This window comes from Treponema sp. TIM-1 (assembly GCF_046533115.1).
Classification (GTDB): Bacteria; Spirochaetota; Spirochaetia; order Treponematales; family Breznakiellaceae; genus JAIRMO01.
Genome location: NZ_JAJQRC010000015.1, coordinates 42,216 through 60,610 on the forward strand (window position 1 = coordinate 42,216; position 18,395 = coordinate 60,610).

The window sequence follows — 18,395 nt, forward strand, 5'->3', positions numbered from 1 at the left end:
CTTACTCCTCCTCCTTATAGACCCCATACCAGGTATTCATATCCGTACCCGTACCCTGTACAGCGGTGTTATCAATATACCCGAGAGCGGCTCCGTAATGGAATTTATTGCAATTTTCCTCGATAAGAGTGCGGGAACTTGCCCGCAACAGGCGCGTTGTCCCGGAACTGGGACTGCCTCCCGCAATGATAGTTGCCACCGGTGAAGGTTTCCTCAGGGTATTATCAATGGTAATCGTCGCACCGGGTTCCAAAAACACCACATTATCTTGAGCTACCCTTGCCAGCTCTGACATCGTGAAAGGGGAGCCGCCTTTAATATACACCCCATAATTATTGGTATCATCGGCGGTATTCCCCTCTATGGTCCCCCCGGACATACTAAAGAAACTGCGGTCAAACACACCGTTGGCGCCGGATGCTCTATTGGCATCGCCGTCCTCTTTTCCGCCGATGGCCCCGCCGTTCATGTAAAAGGCTCCACTGTCGATGGAGACACCGCCGGCGGAGCCGGAACCCTCTGCCGTATTGCCCTTTATGGTTCCGCCGTTCATGGTGAACGAAAAACTAGCATGCACGCCGCCGGCAGACTCGAAACCCTCTGCCGTATTGCCCCTTATGGTTCCGCCGTTCATGGTGAATGAAGCGGTATAACCAGCCCCATTATATACCCCGCCGCCGGTATATCTACCCTGTGCCTCATTGTCCTCTATGACCGCGTCACCATTCATGGTGAATTGTCCGCCGCTGACAGATACCCCGCCGCCGGAGCTGTACCCGATTGCCTTATTTCCTCTTATGGTTCCGCCATACATATTGAAGATCCCACCGGCATTTACTCCGCCGCCGCACCAGTCGCCAGAAGTCTCATTGGATTGTATGGTTCCCCCATACATATCGAATACCCCCCCCGCAACATGCACGCCGTCGCCGCCGCCGGAAGCGGTATTCGCGGAATTTACCCCGCCGATGATCCCGCCGTTCATGGTGAATTTTCCATCAGTATCGACAAGCACCCCACCACCATGGCTATCATAGCTATCGGCACTCATTTTTTTGATTGCCGCCCCGGCGTTCATGACAAGTTCCCCGCCGTTGATCCATACCCCGCCGGCCTTTTTGGTGGTTTCATTGCCGGTAAGAGTCACCCCATCATCCAGGATCAGTTTTCCTCCATACAATACCGTAACCAGCGGGGCATTATTACCGCTTATACCCTGCAGGGTAATGTTCTTTAAAGTCAGCGTAACGCCATTACTCACCGTAAGAAGCGTACCGGGAGTCTTAATCTCCAAGACCCGGTGGCAGCCGTCAATAGTAACATTGGTAGGACTGGTAATATCCCCTACAAGGATGGCGCTATTGGATTTAAGTTCCTCGGTACCGGCGGGAAGCTCTATGGTCAAGGGCAAGCTATCGTGTCTTCTTTCCATCATCAGTTTGAGGGCGCTCCCCTCTACACCAACCGGCCCAAAGGTATCTGCCGTGTAGCCGGGGATGGTGTCCGGGGGAAAGTCAATCGTTACCGTGCCGCTGCCTGCCGGGTTGGTTACCGCTCCCGCGGCGCCCCGGTGGGTAAATACATTTTGCCCTATCCCCGTAAAGGTAAAGCCGGGAACCGCCCGCAAGGTAAGCACCGCCGTATACGCCGTATCCCGTTGAAAGGGACCGATCAACATAGCCGGGGTATTGGTTTTTTTCCAGACCACCGTTCCCGTATACTGGCCCCCGGCAAAGGACGTAACCGGGGTTACTCCGTATGCCGGTTTAGGTATGCGGCCGGTTAAATCGGTTTCGGATACCGTCACCACACTGACGTTTCCCGTCGCCGAAAACCCGAGACTTACCGTCCCGCTATGGGCCGGGTTGGTTACGGTTTTAGCCCCCGTATAAATAAACGCATCCTGCCCTACCCCCGCAAAGGTATACCCTATAGCGGCTGTCAGGCTTACTTCCGCCGTGTATTCCGTACCGGCTTGAAAAGGACCCACCAGAACCGCCTGGGTCGCGGTATTTTTCCAAGTCACCGTTCCCGTATACTGGGCTCCCCCAAAGGAAGTAACCGCTGTCCCCCCGCTTGCCGGTTTGGGGATATAGGGGGTCAGATTGAGCTCGCTTATCACCGTGGGCGCCTCAGCCGCCTTATATTCCACGCGTAAGTCCCGCGCATCGGGGTCCGTATCGGGCCCCGGTGGGGTACTTACCGTACCCGCCGGATAGTCAAAATCCATTTCCCTAAAGCGGTAACCGGGGTTCGCGGTCAACTTTATCCCTGCCCGGTACACCGCCCCTGCCACAAAGGTATAGCTGTCCCCGGCAGGTATGGGGTTAAAGTTACCGGAATTCAACGGATTTTCCACTTCCCAGGTCACCTCGACCCCCACGTCCCCCCGGTGTGTGACGCTCCGGACCGGCTTTTCATCGGCCATGGGAATGGGAACATAACTCTGTAGATTATAGTCGGTAATATAGGTGATCTCCGCCTCATCGGAGTTATTATAGGTAACCGTTACCCTCCGGGTGGGTTCCCCCCGGTCATCGCTTTGGGCCGTTATCTTTCCGGGATGATACTCAAAGGAATTGGAGGGACTAAAGCCGTACCCCTCTTTTGGGGTAAGCTTTATCTCCGCCTGATACACCGTATTATCCGCAAAAACCGTTAGGCCCGGTAACGCATTACCGCTTTGGTCTTTCCATACCACGCTCAGATCCAGGTCCCCTCGATTTACCCCGGTTACCGGCGGCTGGCCCCGGGACGGAATGGGAACATAGGTTTGCAGGTTATAGTCAATTATATAGATAAGACTGGTTTTTCCCTCCCGGGTTATCAAGAAGTCATCACCCATGGGAATGGCGCATCCCGCTATCACCAGCGCCGCGCCGCAGAGAACCATTAAAACCTTAAACCCTTTCATCCTATATCTCCTTTATCGGCCAGGGAAAACTCCCCTGACTCCTGGATTTGCCCCATGAATCACCCCTTTTGACAAAAAAACTCCCCGGATTTCGGCCTACTCACCCAAAATCCGTTTGATTTTCTTGTTTAAATTGGTGGAATATCTTTCGAAATTCAGTCTGCTCTTTTGAGGCAACTTGACAAAATGTATCTTATTGTAATTTTACGAATATGTCAAGAAATATGAAACCACTAAATCTCTGTTCTAAACAAAATCAGATTGACAAAAGGCCTAAGCTTCTCTAAATTAGTAAGAGGAGCATGTCCAATGGCATCAACTATTGGTATTAAGATCGCGAACGGAGAATTCTATCCTATTTTGGAAGAGAAGTCTTCTACAAAAAAACGGCTTATCCTTACCACGGTTCATGATGCACAAAAAAGTGTCCAGATAGATCTGTATAAAAGTGTCACCAAGACCATGGCCGATGCGTTGTATATCGGGAGTTTGGTAATTGAGCAGATCAGCCCCAAGCCCAAGGGGGCTCCTTCGGTGGAGCTGACCATCAGTTCCAACGCCGCAGGGGAAATTATCGCCAATGCGGTGGATCTGGATGCCCATGGGCACGGTCAAGGCGAATATTACCACTTGAATATTTCCCTTGCTTCGCTTGAGGAAGACGGCGGGGATATCACGATTCCCGATTTTGAGCTGGAATCCTATGACTCTCCCCCCACCGAGCTATATAAACAGGAGAAGCCTGCCGATAAAGATATTAACCGCCGTTTGCCCCTCCTGTTGATTATCGGCGGGGTGGTGTTTATTATCCTCTGGTTGGGTATATGGCTTTTCCTTACCCAGGGGGCATTGCTGAGCAGGTTGTTTCCCGGTTCCGGGAAACCCGTGGCGGAAGCCCCGGCTCCAAAACCACCGGTAGCGCCCCCGCCGGTGGTGGCTCCGCCACCAGTAGCGCCCCCACCGGTAGTGGCTGCCTCGCCACCGGCAGCGGCCCCGCCGGCTCCGGCAGAATCCCCGGTGGAAACGGCCCAAGCCCCGGTCCCCCCGGCGGAACCGCCGGTCATTGAGGCGCCGGCGGCGGCGAAACCCGTGGCGCCGGCCCGTTCCCGGGAGCGGGCCGGCGCGCCGGTCAGCCGGTACAAGGTGCCAACGACCATCCCCCAGGGAGGGTTTCCGTACAAAATACAATGGGGAGATACCCTGTGGGAAATTTCGGAGGCTTTTTATCGTAATCCTTGGCTTTATTCCCGTATTGCCCGGTTTAATAATATCCGTAATCCAAACCGTATCATATCGGGAACCACGATCCGTATTCCGCCCAGGAATTAGGAAGCGGGTCCCGCTTCTCGTCTCCCTTTTTGTTTTCATCGTCAACCTTGGCGCCTGCAGGGCAATTTCCGTATTGGATCTGCCCCTGGAGGAGGCCGCCGAGCGGCTCAGGCAGGGGGACATAGCGTTTATCCTTAACGCCGATCCCCGGCGGATAGAAGAATTACGGCGGATCCACCCCTCGGCCGTGTTTTACGCAGGGCTTTTGGCCCAATCCCCGGAAGCCGGGACCGCGGATAACCCCGGCCTCCCCCGTCTTCCGGCGCTCCTCTTTGGCGCTGCCCTGGAAAGTCCCTCCCGCAAAATACAGGAGGAAGCGGCGGTCAAACTCCTCCCCCTGGTGCTGGAAGGGGAAGACACCGGTTTAGCGGAACGGTTCTTGCCGGGGCTGCAAAAAAGGCGGGCCTCCTTGGCCGGGACCCCCGGTGTGGAGGAACTCTACGGCGGGGTCCTCTATACCCTGGGCAGGTTTGACGAGTTGTCGGAACAGTACCGGGACCGGAACGATCCCTCCCCCTGGGGCAGGGCCCTTTTCCTCCTGGGGTCGATCCGGGCCGGGGAAAACCGTTCCCCGGAGCTCCTGGATTTCTTCCTTTCCGGCCCCCTGGAAGGCCCCCACCACTGGGCTTTTCGGGAAATACGGAAACTCCCCTCCCCTTTTTCAAGTTCCGAAGCCGCCGCAATAGCCGGCCGGTTTTCCGTAGCCCGTTTTGCCTATGACGAAGGGCTTAAACACTTCAGAATCCCCCTGGAGGGGCAAAGCCTCTTTTTTGCCTACCCCGAACTCCTCGCGGATTTGGGCAAGGCCTTTCAATATACCGCCGCCGGGGAGGAGGGGATAAAACTTTTTTCGGAATGGGACGAGCGGATCCGTTCCGGCGGGGAAGGGCTTACCACGGCGGAGGCCGGGAACATCCGGTTCAGGCTGTGGTATTACGGGGGGAGGATCCTGCGGCAGCGGGAACAGTACGGGGAAGCGGTGCGGTTTTTTACCCGGGCCCTTTCTTTTGCCCCCGACCCTCTCCAGCGGGACGCCTGCATCTGGTATATCCTTGAGATAACCCTGGAGGATGATCCCGGCGCGGTGATACCCCTCCTCAAGACCTATATCACCCTATGGCACGAGGATGAGTATTTTACCGACCTGCTGGACCAGCTCGCCCGGGAACTGATACTATCCGGGCAATGGGATTCATTTTTAGCGGTTTTCCCCCTGATCCGCCCGGGGACCGATGGGATAAGCCGGGCTAAATACGCCTATATTATCGGCCGGGCGGTCCTGGAAGGCTATATACCCGCCGCAAAAGCCGGGAATCTGCCGGACTTTTCCGGCGCTCCCCTCGGATCGGATTATAAAACCGCGGCGGCCCGGCCTTATTTCAGGATAGTCCTGGAAGAGAAAAAGGCGCCCTTTTATTACCGGGCCCTGGCCGCCGTGTATTTGGGGGAAGAGATCCCCCCCATACCAGAAGAAATTTCCGGCGGGACCCGGACTCCCTCCGGGGAGGGGATGGATTTTTTCCTGGGCTTTTTTACCTATGGCGCCGCATCCTATGCTTTTTCGTATCTTGCGCCGGTGATGGGGGATCTCCCTATAGGGGAATTGCGGTTTCTGGCCGAAACCTTTGCCAAGGCCGGGCGCTGGGGGGATTCCATCAGGATAAGCGCCCACTATATGGCCCGGGAAGATTATAGGTTAAGCCGCCGGGACTTGGAATTGGCCTATCCCCGGCCCTTTATCGGCCTGATCGAGGGGAGCGCCCGGAAGGAGCGGTTGCCCCCGGAAATTTTATACGGCCTTATCCGGACGGAAAGCGCCTTTATTCCCGACATCGGTTCCCGGGCCGGGGCCATAGGGCTGACCCAGCTGATGGCCGCCACCGCGGAGGAGATGGCCGGCCGGATCCGCCGGGAAGGGGGCCCCGACTACCGGGATCAGGGGGAAATCGACCTCCGGAACCCGGAGATCAACATTCCCCTGGGGACCCGGTATTTACGGTACCTCATGGACCGCATGGAGAGTCCCATGCTGGCCCTTTTGGCCTACAACGGGGGTATGGGCCGCCTCTCCCGCTGGCGGACCGCCCTACCGGAGCTGCCGGGGGACCTCTTTCCCGAAACCATTGAAGTAAGCGAGACCCGGGATTACGGCAGAAAGGTCCTGTCCTCGGCGGCGGTATACGGATATCTGTATTATGGTATGACGATGGAGGCGGTAGTTGCCGATATATTTATAAAGGAGGTTCCGGTCCCGTGATTTTGAAAACATTTTTTTCCCGCCCTGATTATAAATTTCGTCTCGCTGCGATGGCGGGCGCTTTGGGCTTAGGGGTATTCTCCCTGTGGTTGGGCTTTTCCGTTGCGGTTTCCTTTTTTAACCTAGCAGAGGTCCCCGCGCTGCCGGTGGATTTTTTAACCGACGCCTACGGGTTCCTGTCCTTCGGTATCCCCTTATACCTCTTGGGGGCCGCCCTGCTTCTGGCAGATCCCCGGTACCGCCCCAACCGGATCTTCATCCTGAATGCCGGGGTTTTCCCCTTCTTCACCCTGGCCCTGGGCTTTGCCTTTATCCGGGATTTTGTGGATTATGCGGACCGGATCCCCTTTCTTGCGTCCCTGGGCAAAACCGGTTTCTGCTTTCTGGTCATTAGCTTAACCTTTATTGAAGGTTTGATTATTATGGCCCTGGTTTCCCTGTTGTTTCCCCTGCCGGTACCGGATCAGCGCCCCGCGGCCAGGACAGGCCGGGCCGGATCTACCCAGGGTTTGCTTCCCCCGCCCAAGGGGACTATCAATGCTGGTTATAGCGAAGCGGCTTTCCTTACAGAAGGAAGCGGCCAAACCCAAAGCCCTCCTCAGACGGATAAACTGTTGGGATTCTCCGATTCAGCACCCCGGTACGGTATGGAAACCCGGCATCTGGTCAAGGACGAGGTAAAAAAATTCGACGCATATATTGAGGAACCTGATTTTTTTGAGGACTTCCAGCCCTTAGAACCGGTGAACGAAATTTTTCCCGATGAGGCGGAGGATGAACCGGAATATGTGGACGATGAGGCTCCGGAGGAAGTAAGCCCCTACGGCAAAGGCGCCTGGGTGGAAGAGGCCGAGCCGAAAGAAAACCTCAACGGCAGAAGGGAAACAAAAATAGGGAAACTAAACAAACGGCTGCCCTACCAGGTCCCAGTGGAAGGGATCCTCAACCAATACCCCGACGGCCAGTACTGGATCATCGATCAGGGAACCCGGGACGCCGCGATAACCCTCAAGGAAACCCTGGAGGAATTCAAGATCCAGGCGGAGGTAACAGGGATCCGCAAGGGGCCGGTGATCACCATGTTCGAGATCCTCCCCGCGCCGGGGGTCAAACTCTCCCGGATCGTGAACCTCCAGGACAATATCGCCCTGCGCCTGGCCGCTTCTTCGGTGCGGATCGTGGCCCCCATCCCGGGGAAACATGCCGTGGGGATCGAAGTCCCCAACAAAAAACGGAACATCGTCTCCTTTCGGGAGATCATCGAGGGAGAGCTGCGGCGGGAGGGCAAGAAGCCCGAGATCCCCGTGGTTCTGGGGAAGGACATCACCGGGGAGGCCCAAACCGTGGACCTGGTCCAGATGCCCCACCTCCTCATCGCCGGTTCCACCGGATCGGGCAAGTCGGTCTGCGTCAACTCCATGATCCTCTCGATATTATACCAGCGGGCCCCCGCGGAATGCCGGCTGATCCTGATCGATCCCAAAATCGTGGAACTCAAACTCTACAACGATATTCCCCATTTATTGACCCCGGTGATCACCGAGCCGAAACGGGCCTTCCAGGCCCTGCAGTACTGTATCTACGAGATGGAGCGGCGTTACGCCTGCCTGGACTCCATGGGGGTCCGGGACATCCGCAGTTACAATAAACGGATCAAGGAACGGGGTATCGCCGCGGAACACCTGCCCTATATCGTGGTGGTGATCGATGAATTCGCCGACCTTATGGCCACCACCGGCAAGGAACTGGAATCCACCGTGGCGCGCCTGGCGGCCATGAGCCGGGCCGTGGGGATCCACCTGGTCCTGGCCACCCAGCGGCCCTCCATCGACGTGATCACCGGCCTTATCAAGGCCAATATTCCCAGCCGGATCGCCTTTATGGTGGCCAGCAAGATGGACAGCCGGATCATCATCGACCTGGTGGGCGCGGAAAAGCTCCTGGGCAAGGGGGACATGCTCTATGCCGGGGTGGTGGACCCCTTCCCCGTCCGCATCCAGGGGGCCTTTGTCTCCGAAGAGGAGGTGGAACGGGTGGTGGAGTTTGTGAAGACCCTGGGGGCCCCGGACTATATCGACGACGAAATTTTCTACGACGAAGACGACGAGGCCGCCCCCTCCCTCTTTTCCGAGGGCGACGACCCCCTCTACGACAAGGCCCTGGAAGTGGTGGTGCAGCAAGGCAAAGCCAGCGCCAGCTATATCCAGCGCCGCCTCAAGATAGGCTACAACCGTGCCGCCCGGCTGGTAGAGGAGATGGAACGCCGGGGAGTCGTAGGCGCCGCCCAGGGGTCGAAGCCGCGAGAATTACTTAGAGGCGTATAAGGCCCTTTGGCCGCATACACCTTGCGCGCGACAGCGTGGCTCCTCCAACAAATTCAGCGCGGCGTGGCGCCCAATAATGCCACAGCACCCAACAACGGGCAGGACGGCTTTAGCCGTCCTGCGGCGCCGCCCAAGGATCAAAACCGAGAGAGTTACTTAGAGGTGTATAAGGCCCTTTGGCCGCATACACCTTGCGCGCAAAGCGCGGCTTTCCCAACAAATTCAGCGCGGCAAACGGTTAGAGAGCAGCTACCGTTTCCGGGGTCAGATGGAGGCTCTTGGCAATAACCTCAATGGGAACACCGTACCCCTTGAGCATTCGGGCGGATTCCAGCTTTTCCTGATAGGCCTCCACCCGCTCTTCCTCGCGTCCCTTCTCTCGCCCTTCCTCCCGGGCCATCCGTTTTTCCGCTAATACACTCTCTACCAATGTGTCAAACATCGTCCGATACTCCTTCTTTACCACCTGCTCCGTTACCGCCCCTATCTCCTCCGGCGGTATATCCAAGCGCTCCAACAAGACCGTGATCACCTCCTGTATCAGTTTAGTCATCCCCTCGGGAATTTTCAATGCCACCCTTTCCCAATACAACTATTCTCAGTTTCAATAAAGGACAGAAAAAACCACGAACCACCCGAACCTCACGAACAAAGGAGAGAATTTATGAAGGAAACGTCACCGTTATGGCGGTTCCTTCCCCCACCACGCTGGTGACGGTAATTTCGGCGCGGTATTTTTCCGCGATGTGTTTGACAATGGCCAAGCCCAGGCCCGTACCCCCCGAGGCCTTGGACCGGCTTTTGTCCACCCGGTAAAAGCGCTCGAAGATACGGTTCTGATGTTCCGGGGGGATCCCGATCCCCGTATCCGCGACGGTCACCGACGGGACCCCGGACTCGGCCGTTATGCTTACCCGGACGCTGCCCCCCTCCCGGTTATACCGCACCCCGTTGTCACAGAGGTTACGGACCAACTGTTCCAGGAGCCCCCGGTCGCCCCTGACTATGGCGTCCTCCCCGGTCAGCTCAAAATGGAGGTTTTTTTCTTTTGCCAGGGGGGTAAGGCTTTCAATACATTCGGCGGCGATCTCCCAAAGGCTGCAATTTTCCTCCTCCGGGGGAACGAGGAAATTCTCCAATTCCGAAAGTTTCAGGATATCCGTGATCAACGAGAGGAGCCGCAGGGATTCCCGTTCGATCTTGCCGGCGAATTCCCGCTCCTTGCCCTCTCCGGCCATGCCGTTGGCAATAAGTTCCGCGTAACCCCGGATAGTGGTCAGGGGGGTTTTGAGTTCGTGGGACACGTTGGCGGTGAATTCCCGGCGTATATTCCCGGCCTTTTCCATGTCCGCGGTGAGTTGTTCCATTTCGGCTTTTTGCCGCTGCAGCTGGGCCATCTGGTCCTGGAGCCCCTGGTTTTTTTCCGCCAGGGCGGAGATAAAGGGGGCCAGTTCCGGGTAGGGGGGGATCAGGTCCACCGAATCCAGCCGGTCCACCAGCTGCCCCATGGGGAGGATGATCCGCCGGGTCAGGACCGAAGCAGCCGCCCGGCAGCCGATAAAAAGCCCGCCATAGAGGATGGCGAACAGGGGCAGGGCCCGGAGCAGGATCATCCAGAGGGTATCGATCCGCCGGGAAAGGCGCAGAACCCTCCCGTCGTCCTGGCGGAGGGCGTAATACACCATCACCCTCCCCAGGGTACCGGAACGCCGCAGGGCCCAGCCCTCACCGGAGGCCAGGGCGGCCCGGATCTCCCGCCGGTCCCCATGGTTTTCCATGGCCTCCTGTTCCGCCTGGGTGTCCAGGAGTACCGCTCCCGTCGGGTCCACCAGGGTGACCCGGCTTACCCCCGTTTCCGCCGGGAGGAGGGCAATGCTGGAAAGGTCCAGCCGGCAGAGGAGCCGGGCCTCGGCGCGGAGGTCATGCCGGACCTGCTCCAGAAGGATACGGTAAAAAAAGAAGAGGCTTGCCAGGGCCGTTATCCCCAGGACAAACATACTGATCAGGCAAAGGTACCGGTAAATTTTACGTTTCATAGTACGATTACGGAACACCTCGATTCAATTTTCGCTCTCCCCTATTTTATACCCCACATGGCGGACCGTCAGAATATACCTTCCCGCGGGACCGAGCTTTTTCCGCAGGGTACGGATATGGATGTCCACAGTCCGGGTCTCTCCGATATAATCAAAGCCCCATACCTCGTTGATCAGCCGTTCCCGGGTAAAAACCACATCGGGGTAGGAGATCAGCTTTTTAAGGAGCTCAAATTCTTTGTAGGTAAGTTCCCGCTTTTCCCCGTCCACAGTGACCAGCCATTTTTCCTCATCCACGGTGATGGATTTAAAGGTCCGCGCCGCGGTCTTGCCGCCGCCGTCGGCCCGGCGGAGTACCGCCCGTACCCGGGATAGCAGCTCCATGATCCCAAAGGGCTTGACCACATAATCATCCGCCCCCAGATCCAGACCCTTCACCTTGTCCATCTCCGTGGTTTTGGCGGTCACCAGGATCACCGGGATCGAAGCGGTTTGGGGTTGGGAACGGAGCCGTTTCAGGATGGAAAGACCGTCCTCGTCGGGGAGCATGAGGTCCAGGATCACCAGCCGGGGCGGGGTATTTCTCAGGGCCTGCCGGAATTCGGCGCCCGAAGCAAAACCCCGGGCCTCAAAGGCCGCTCCGCTCAGGGAATAGAGCTCCAAATCCCGTATATCCGGGTCGTCTTCCACCACGTAAATCAGGGCCTTTTCCATATCCCTCCGTACAAGACTATCCTCAATCCGGGCGCTCTCGGTGACGGCCGGTGACCGCAAAAAAAGTCCATTCCGCCACATTACAGGCATGATCGGCGATCCGTTCCAGGTATTTGATCACCATAAGCCAGCTTAAGGATTCGGGGGCCAGGGCCGGCGACTTTTCAACCTGTTCCGCCAGGTGTTCCCGGATTTTGATAAAGTATTTATCCACCTGCTCATCGTTGTCAATCACCGAATTGGCCGCCAATTCGTCTTTTTCCACAAAGGCCTTGATACTGCGGTTGAGCATAGCCCCGGTCTGATCCATCATGTGGTCCAGTTTTTTTAGCTTAATCCGGGGCTTTTTTAAAATTATGGCGTATTTGGCCAGATCCACTATCTGGGCCCCGATACGGCCCAGATCAGTGATCATCTTCAGGGCCCCCACCACCAGGTGCAGGTCCCGGGCCACCGGCTGTTGGGTGAGGAGCAGATGCATACAGAGGATCTCGATGTCCCGTTCCATCTGGCATAACTCCACATCCCGGGACACCACTTCCTCCGCCGTTGCCTTATCCCCGTTAAGCAGGGCTTCCCGGGCCAGGGCAAAGGTTTCTTCAATCCGGGTCCCCATTTTTAGAACCAGGTCATCGATTTTTTTCAGTTGGAGTAAAAATTCCTTCCGCATCTGCCAAACTCCTCTATGATATAGATGCCTCTCCCAAAATCCGGCCGGGTTCGGGAAAGGCTTTGGAAAAGGCCGGGTTTCTTACCCGAACCTTCCGGTCACATAATCCTCGGTACGCCGGTCCTGGGGCTGGGAAAACACCCTCTCCGTTTTGTCGTATTCCACCAGGTCTCCCAAAAGCAAAAAGGCGGTCCGGTCCGATATACGGGCGGCCTGCTGCATATTATGGGTAACGATAATGATGGTGTATTGTGCCTTTAGTTCCGCCATAAGATCTTCGATCTTGAGGGTGGAAATAGGGTCCAGGGCCGAGGTGGGTTCATCCATCAGGATAAGCTCCGGGTTCACCGCCAAAGCCCGGGCGATACAGAGCCGCTGCTGTTGGCCCCCGGAAAGGGCCAGGGCGCTCTTCTTTAGCCGGTCCTTTACCTCCTCCCACAGGGACGCGGACCGCAGGGCCCCTTCCACGATTTCGTCCAGTTTTCCCTTTTCCCGGATCCCCTGGGTCCGGGGGCCAAAGGCGATATTCTGGTAGATACTCATGGGAAAGGGATTGGGTTTTTGGAAAACCATACCCACCCGCCGCCGCAGGCTGTCCACATCCACCCCCGGTTCGTATATGTCCCCATCGTCCAGACTGACCCTACCCGAAATCCGAAAATCCTCTACCAGATCGTTCATCCGGTTCAGGGTTTTAAGGAGGGTGGATTTTCCGCAGCCCGAAGGACCGATGAGGGCGGTGATCTCCTTATCGAGGAAATCCATAGTTATCCCATGCAGGGCCTTAAAACCGCCGAAAAACACATCCAGGGTTTCGGTTTTTATCTTTACCATGTTGCTGTCCTTAAATCCGGGTGACCCGCCGGGCCAGTACCGCGGAAAACCAGTTTATCCCCGCGGTCAGGGCCAGGAGTACCACCGCCGTGGCGTTAGCCTCGCTGGTATAGAGTCCCTCGCTGGAGAGGGCGTACAAATGGACCGCCAGGGTCCGGCCCGAGGAGAGCAGGTTCCGGGGTATCTGGGGCACGGTGCCGGCGGTGTAGATCAGGGCGGCGGTCTCCCCCAGGATCCTCCCGATGCCCAGGATCACCCCGGCGAGGATCCCCGGTCCCGCCGAGGGGAGGACGATCAAAAAGACGGTACTGAGTTTTCCCGCTCCCAGGGCAAAACTTCCCTCCCGGTAGGTCAGGGGAACCGAGTGAAGGGCCTCCTCGCTGGTCCGGATGATCAGGGGCAGGATCATGATCGCCAGGGTAAAGGCCCCGGAGAGCAGGGAATAGCCCCAGCCCAGGGAGGTCACAAAAAACAGAAGGCCGAAAAGACCGTAGACAATCGAGGGAAACCCCGCCAAGGTCTGGGCGGCGGCCCGGACTATCCGAACCAGACGGCTGCCGGATTTGGCGTATTCCGCCAGGTAAATCGCCGTGGCTATCCCCAGGGGGACGGCGATCACCAGGGACAGGACCGTTATCAGGATGGTGTTGATCAGGGCCGGAAGGAGGGATACGTTTTTGGTGGTGTAAACCGGCGACCACAGGGAACCTTTCAAATGGGGAATGCCCCGGAAAAGGATATATCCTATAATCAGGAGGAGGATGGCAAAGGTGAGGGTGGCGAAGCCCACCACCAAAACCCGCAGAACCAGGGAGAGGGGGTCCTGTTGTTTCCACATCCGGGACTTCATAGTTCCCCCTTATAAAAAACCACGGTTATGTTGAGGAGCAGAACCAAAACAAAAAGTACCAGGGCGGTGGCGAACAGGGCCCCCCGGTGCAGATCCGAGGCATAACCCATTTCAATCACGATGTTGGAGGTGAGGGTTCTGACCCCTTTTAAAATCCCCTGGGGGATCCGGGCCTGATTTCCCGCCACCATGATCACCGCCATGGTTTCTCCGATGGCCCGGCCTATACCCAGGATGATCCCCGCGCCGATCCCCCGGCCGGCCGCGGGGAAGACCACAAAAAAGAGGCTCCGTTCCTGGCTGGCCCCCAGGGCCCGGGCGTTTTCATAATACGTATCCGGTACGGCCCGGATGGCCGCCTCGCTGACCCCGATAATCGTGGGGAGGATCATGATCCCCAGGATGACCGCGGCGGTGAGGAGGCTCATCCCGGTCCCGCCGAAGAGGTTCCTGACCAGGGGAACCAGCACGATGAGGCCGAAAAACCCGTACACCACCGAGGGGATCCCCGCGAGGAGGTCCGTGGCGGGTTTCAGCAGCCGGTACAACCGGGCCGGGCAATACTTGGCCAGGAAAACCGCCGAGAAAATTCCCACCGGGATCCCAAAGATCATGGCCCCGATGGTGACATAGATACTCCCCAGGATCATGGGGAGTATCCCGAATTGGGGGGGTACGTCCGAGGGGGACCACTCCTTCCCCAAAATCAGGGGGAAAAAGCCTATTTTCCCCACCGCGGGGAGCCCGCCGGCGAAAAAATAAACACAAATCAGAAAGAGAATCAGCACGGAAAATATTGCCGTCCCCTGAAAGACCTTCTGCATGATCCCGTCTTTGTCCATACCCTTGTCCTTTATCCCATGGTTACCCGGACTTACGTGTCCGGGTTTTTTGCGGTTTATTTATTTAAGCCCCTCCCACGAGGTGATTTCCCCGGTAAAAACCTGTTTTACCTGGGCAGAGCTGAGGCCGTTCAGGGGATTGCCGGGGTTGACGATCACCGCGATCCCGTCGATGGCGATCTTCGTGGGGGTAAGCTGGGCCTTTTCCGTGTCCGAAAGTTCCCGGGAAGCCATACCGATATCACAGGTACCGTCCACGGCCGCTTTAATACCGGTGGAGGAATCGCTCATCTGGATCTCAATGACCGCGTTGGGGTTGCGGGTCAGATAGGCCTCCCGGAGTTGTTCCATCACCGGGGTAACCGAAGAAGATCCGGCTAAAACCACCCTCCCCGAGGAGGAACCGGTATATGCCGGGGCATTGGCCGCCACCGGGATATAGCCCTTGGCAACTACCGCCTGGCCTTCCCGGCTTAAAATAAAGGCGATAAAATCCTGGGTCGCGGCGCCGGCGCTTCCCTTAACGGCAATATTAAAGGGCCGGATGATCTTGTAGCTGCCGCTTTCCACATTGGGGATGGATGCGGCAGTTCCGTCTATGTTCAGGGCCTTAACCGTGGTATTCAGGGAGCCCAGGGACACATAACCGATGGCCGCGGGGTTTCCCGCCACCGCGGAAAGCATAATATCGGTACGGTTGGAGATCACCGCTTCTTTGGTGGTCTTATCCACCCGTTTGCCGGCGCTGTCCCGTTCCTCGATCTTAAAAAGCTCGATAAACGCCCCCCTGGTCCCGGAACCGTCTTCCCGGCTGATAACGGTAATTTCGGTGGGGATCGTTTCCGTGCTTCCGGTTCCGCCCTGGGTCTTTCCCCCGGCAAAGACAAAACCCGGCAGCAACACAAGACCTAACATCAATAAACCCGTAATTTTCATATTTTCCTCCGAACAAAGATTGCGGTTGATTCTCTCAACCACTAAAAACATACCAGGGGGAGGTAAAAACTAGATCTGGGCATTGTAAAATTTAGGTAAAATGCAGTCCCTATCGCTTATTTGGCGGGCGGCGCGGCGTAGACGGCGAGCTAACGCATAGAAATATAGTATTGAAGAAGATTAACCATGAACCACTCGAACACCACGAACAGGGGGAATAATTAGCCACGAACTTTTGATTCGATATCCTGGAATTAACACCTGAATTCTCTCTTTTGTTCGTGAGGTTTGTGTGGTTCGTGGTTTTTTTGCCCTCTGTTGAAACTGAGAATTGCTGATTATGGGGGACCGTGGCTTGTATTGAGCGCCGACACATGCTATAGTTAGGGGATTAATGCCGCTTGTCGCGGCGCTTGAGCCGGCGCGGCGCAGACGGCGAGCTTAAGCTCGCCTCCCGTTGTGGGGGGCGGTGGCTTGTATTGAGCGCCGACGCGTGTTACACTTATTCATCTACACGCCTTGCGGCGTGCATTTGCCGGCGCGGCGCAGACGGCGAGCTTAAGCTCGCCTCCTATTATTGGGGATAGTGGCTTGTATTGAGCGCCGACGCGTGCTACACTTATTCATCTACACGCCTTGCGGCGTGCATTTGCCGGCGTGGTGGAATGGTAGACACGGTAGACTCAAAATCTACTGTCCGCGAGGATGTAAGAGTTCAAGTCTCTTCGCCGGTATAGATAATTCTTTATGGTATAAGGAATTAGGGTTTTACAAAAGCGAATGCTACAGGAAAAACCTGCGTATCAATCAAATCACTATGAGAAAAGGTATGAGAAAGCCTTTTCCCGAAGGATGGGATTATGCGGAGGTTTTATTTACATCAACGGAGCGGGATATTCTACGCGGAGCTTTTGACACCCCAAGGGGTCAAGCTCAATGCGCGGAGTACCGGCAAACGGACACGGGACGAAGCCCTGCTGGTTGTGGCCGACTGGCTTAAAGACGGGTTACCCGTGGTTAAGCAGCCGGGATATCCGGCCGAAGCGGGAAGCGCCAAACTTAAACCCATAGGCGTTGTCGCTGACCGGTCCGGGATTCTTTCGGCCATCAAAAAGGCCGTCTTGGAAAAGGATGACGCTTTTGCCATTGTGGCGGCGCTCAAGGCCAAAGGTTTGATTGATATTCCGGTAGTTGCCACCGGAAAGGGAAATGTCAAATTTATCGATTACCTCAAGGAATTCTGGGATTATGGAAAAAGTCCCTATGTTCGGGATAAACTTGCCCATGGGCATAGTATTGGGCGGCATCACTGTAAGTTAAATTATGGCCGGGTGATAAACTATTGGGAACCGTTTTTCAAGGATAGAACGCTTAATAGTATCACCCGGCAGGATATAAAAGCATTTAGCCTGAGCCTTTCAGATACCGGACGTAGTCCGTCAACCATAAACGGGATCATGGTATTGGGTACTTCCGCGCTTTCGTATGCGGCCCAGGAAGGGTATATTCCGTTGGACCCCTGCAAGGGTATTGCCCGGTTTAGCGGGAAACCCGCCAAGCGGGGAATCCTAACCGAAAAAGAAGCCGAGGCCGTATTCAATCTTGAATGGGCGGAAAAGCGGGCCTATTTGGCAAACAAGGTAGCGGCTACAACCGGGATGAGGGCCGGTGAGATCCTGGCGCTGCGGCGTGAGGATATCGGGGAGCAAAGCCTGTATATCCGTCATTCTTTTAGCCGTCTGGACGGGCTTAAAACGCCAAAGAACGGTGATGAACGGCAAGCCCCATTATACCCCGAAATACGGGCAGAACTGTTGACACTGGCTGATGAAGCGGAAACGCTTCATGGAAAGGGCGCGTATATTTTTTATAGTCTAACAAATGATCGACCATGTCAGGATGATTTGATTCTTGACGGTCTGCATGATGCAATTGAAAAACTCAATGAGAAGTTTGAACAAGAAGGCCGGGAACAGGAAAAGATTGACTGGAAGGCACGAAATATTGTATTCCACAGTTGGCGGCATTATTGGGCGGCGCGGATGAGTGACCGGATGACCGCAGAGCAACTAACCCGCATTACCGGACACAAGAGCCGTGTGGTTTTTGACCAATACGCCGATCACATTACCGAAGATAACATCAAGGAAGTGAGCAATGTTGGGCGTGAAGTATTCGGGGGAATTTTGAGGTTCCCGGAACAAAAGGGGGCATAACTTATGGGTAAAAAACATGACCCCTCCTGGACAGGGAAGCCCTCGGACTATATCATCACGGAACCCCATATAGGGAACCGCTCGGATGTTCTGGATTTGCTGGACCGGCTTATTGAAAGAGCGAATGCCAGTGCCGGGGCTTGGAACGTAAGCAGGGAAATATCGGCATGGGCCGGGTCCCTGTCTGCCGCCCTGGCAGCTCTTCGAGACGCGGTGAATCGGAATAGCTTTTAGGAGGAAATACCACGTGGTATTTGCATTGACGATTATTTTGTAACACTATGCGGCGACCTTTTTCAAAACGCTGAAACGGGAGTTGGAAACGCTGGACGGCAAACATACGGCGGGAGAGGTGAGGCAATCAGTGTTCATGTACATCGAAGCCTATTACAATCGGGTTCGGCTTCATTCGGCACTTGACTATATGGCGCCTGATATGGTTAACTCAGGGAGAGTCGCTTAATGGTGTCTAC

Annotated in this window: 14 protein-coding genes, 1 tRNA gene and 1 pseudogene; 7 read left to right on the plus strand and 9 right to left on the minus strand. The window is 56.1% G+C overall.

Annotation, left to right across the window (positions count from 1 at the left end; all coding sequences use genetic code 11):
- Nucleotide 1: 1 nt before the first annotated feature.
- Complete coding sequence (locus LQZ21_RS07940; protein WP_411043747.1) at nt 2-2,914, minus strand: autotransporter outer membrane beta-barrel domain-containing protein; 2,913 nt, start codon at nt 2,912-2,914, stop codon at nt 2-4.
- Between the two features lie 309 nt (nt 2,915-3,223).
- On the opposite strand from LQZ21_RS07940, the gene LQZ21_RS07945 reads away from it, so the two are divergent.
- The 3 genes from LQZ21_RS07945 to LQZ21_RS07955 are packed head-to-tail and all read left to right on the plus strand — an operon-like array spanning nt 3,224 to nt 8,824.
- Nucleotides 3,224-4,243, plus strand: coding sequence for a LysM peptidoglycan-binding domain-containing protein (locus LQZ21_RS07945; RefSeq protein WP_411043748.1), 1,020 nt, complete (start codon nt 3,224-3,226; stop codon nt 4,241-4,243).
- Nucleotides 4,167-6,500 carry a flagellar assembly lytic transglycosylase gene (locus LQZ21_RS07950; protein ID WP_411043749.1) on the plus strand — a complete coding sequence of 778 codons (2,334 nt, stop codon included), beginning with the start codon at nt 4,167-4,169 and terminating at the stop codon, nt 6,498-6,500. Before LQZ21_RS07945 ends, LQZ21_RS07950 begins: the two co-directional genes overlap by 77 nt.
- A gap of 50 nt (nt 6,501-6,550) precedes the next feature.
- Nucleotides 6,551-8,824 carry a DNA translocase FtsK gene (locus LQZ21_RS07955; protein ID WP_411043750.1) on the plus strand — a complete coding sequence of 758 codons (2,274 nt, stop codon included), beginning with the start codon at nt 6,551-6,553 and terminating at the stop codon, nt 8,822-8,824.
- Nucleotides 8,825-9,062: 238 nt separating this feature from the next.
- On the opposite strand, the gene LQZ21_RS07960 is transcribed toward LQZ21_RS07955, so the two are convergent.
- The 8 genes from LQZ21_RS07960 to LQZ21_RS07995 form a co-directional block, all read right to left on the minus strand.
- A complete protein-coding gene (locus LQZ21_RS07960) occupies nt 9,063-9,377 on the minus strand; it encodes a hypothetical protein (RefSeq protein ID WP_411043751.1) in 315 nt (104 codons plus the stop codon).
- 109 nt (nt 9,378-9,486) lie between these two features.
- A complete protein-coding gene (locus LQZ21_RS07965) occupies nt 9,487-10,860 on the minus strand; it encodes a sensor histidine kinase (RefSeq protein WP_411043752.1) in 1,374 nt (457 codons plus the stop codon).
- Nucleotides 10,861-10,884: 24 nt separating this feature from the next.
- Entirely contained in the window at nt 10,885-11,574 is a 690-nt protein-coding gene (locus LQZ21_RS07970; RefSeq protein WP_411043753.1) for a response regulator transcription factor, read from the minus strand.
- 22 nt (nt 11,575-11,596) lie between these two features.
- Nucleotides 11,597-12,244: a phosphate signaling complex protein PhoU gene (gene phoU / locus LQZ21_RS07975; RefSeq protein WP_411043754.1), complete on the minus strand. Its 648-nt coding sequence runs from the start codon at nt 12,242-12,244 to the stop codon at nt 11,597-11,599.
- Nucleotides 12,245-12,325: 81 nt separating this feature from the next.
- Complete coding sequence (gene pstB, locus LQZ21_RS07980) at nt 12,326-13,078, minus strand: phosphate ABC transporter ATP-binding protein PstB (RefSeq protein ID WP_411043755.1); 753 nt, start codon at nt 13,076-13,078, stop codon at nt 12,326-12,328.
- 10 nt (nt 13,079-13,088) lie between these two features.
- A complete protein-coding gene (gene pstA / locus LQZ21_RS07985; RefSeq protein ID WP_411043756.1) occupies nt 13,089-13,928 on the minus strand; it encodes a phosphate ABC transporter permease PstA in 840 nt (279 codons plus the stop codon).
- Nucleotides 13,925-14,770 (minus strand): phosphate ABC transporter permease subunit PstC, encoded by an 846-nt coding sequence (gene pstC / locus LQZ21_RS07990; RefSeq protein WP_411043757.1) that lies wholly within the window; start codon nt 14,768-14,770, stop codon nt 13,925-13,927. Before pstC ends, pstA begins: the two co-directional genes overlap by 4 nt.
- Nucleotides 14,771-14,830: 60 nt before the next feature.
- On the minus strand, nt 14,831-15,706 hold the full coding sequence (locus tag LQZ21_RS07995) for a substrate-binding domain-containing protein (RefSeq protein WP_411043758.1): 876 nt from the start codon (nt 15,704-15,706) through the stop codon (nt 14,831-14,833).
- A 651-nt stretch (nt 15,707-16,357) separates the two neighbouring features.
- Between LQZ21_RS07995 and LQZ21_RS08000 the strand changes: the two genes are divergently transcribed.
- The 4 genes and pseudogenes from LQZ21_RS08000 to LQZ21_RS08015 all read left to right on the plus strand — a co-directional run.
- Nucleotides 16,358-16,440 (plus strand) — tRNA-Leu (locus LQZ21_RS08000).
- 126 nt (nt 16,441-16,566) lie between these two features.
- On the plus strand, nt 16,567-17,922 hold the full coding sequence (locus LQZ21_RS08005; RefSeq protein ID WP_411043759.1) for a tyrosine-type recombinase/integrase: 1,356 nt from the start codon (nt 16,567-16,569) through the stop codon (nt 17,920-17,922).
- Between the two features lie 3 nt (nt 17,923-17,925).
- On the plus strand, nt 17,926-18,156 hold the full coding sequence (locus tag LQZ21_RS08010; RefSeq protein WP_411043760.1) for a hypothetical protein: 231 nt from the start codon (nt 17,926-17,928) through the stop codon (nt 18,154-18,156).
- A gap of 58 nt (nt 18,157-18,214) precedes the next feature.
- Nucleotides 18,215-18,385: pseudogene (locus tag LQZ21_RS08015) on the plus strand (integrase core domain-containing protein); the annotation flags it as partial.
- Nucleotides 18,386-18,395 lie beyond the last annotated feature (10 nt).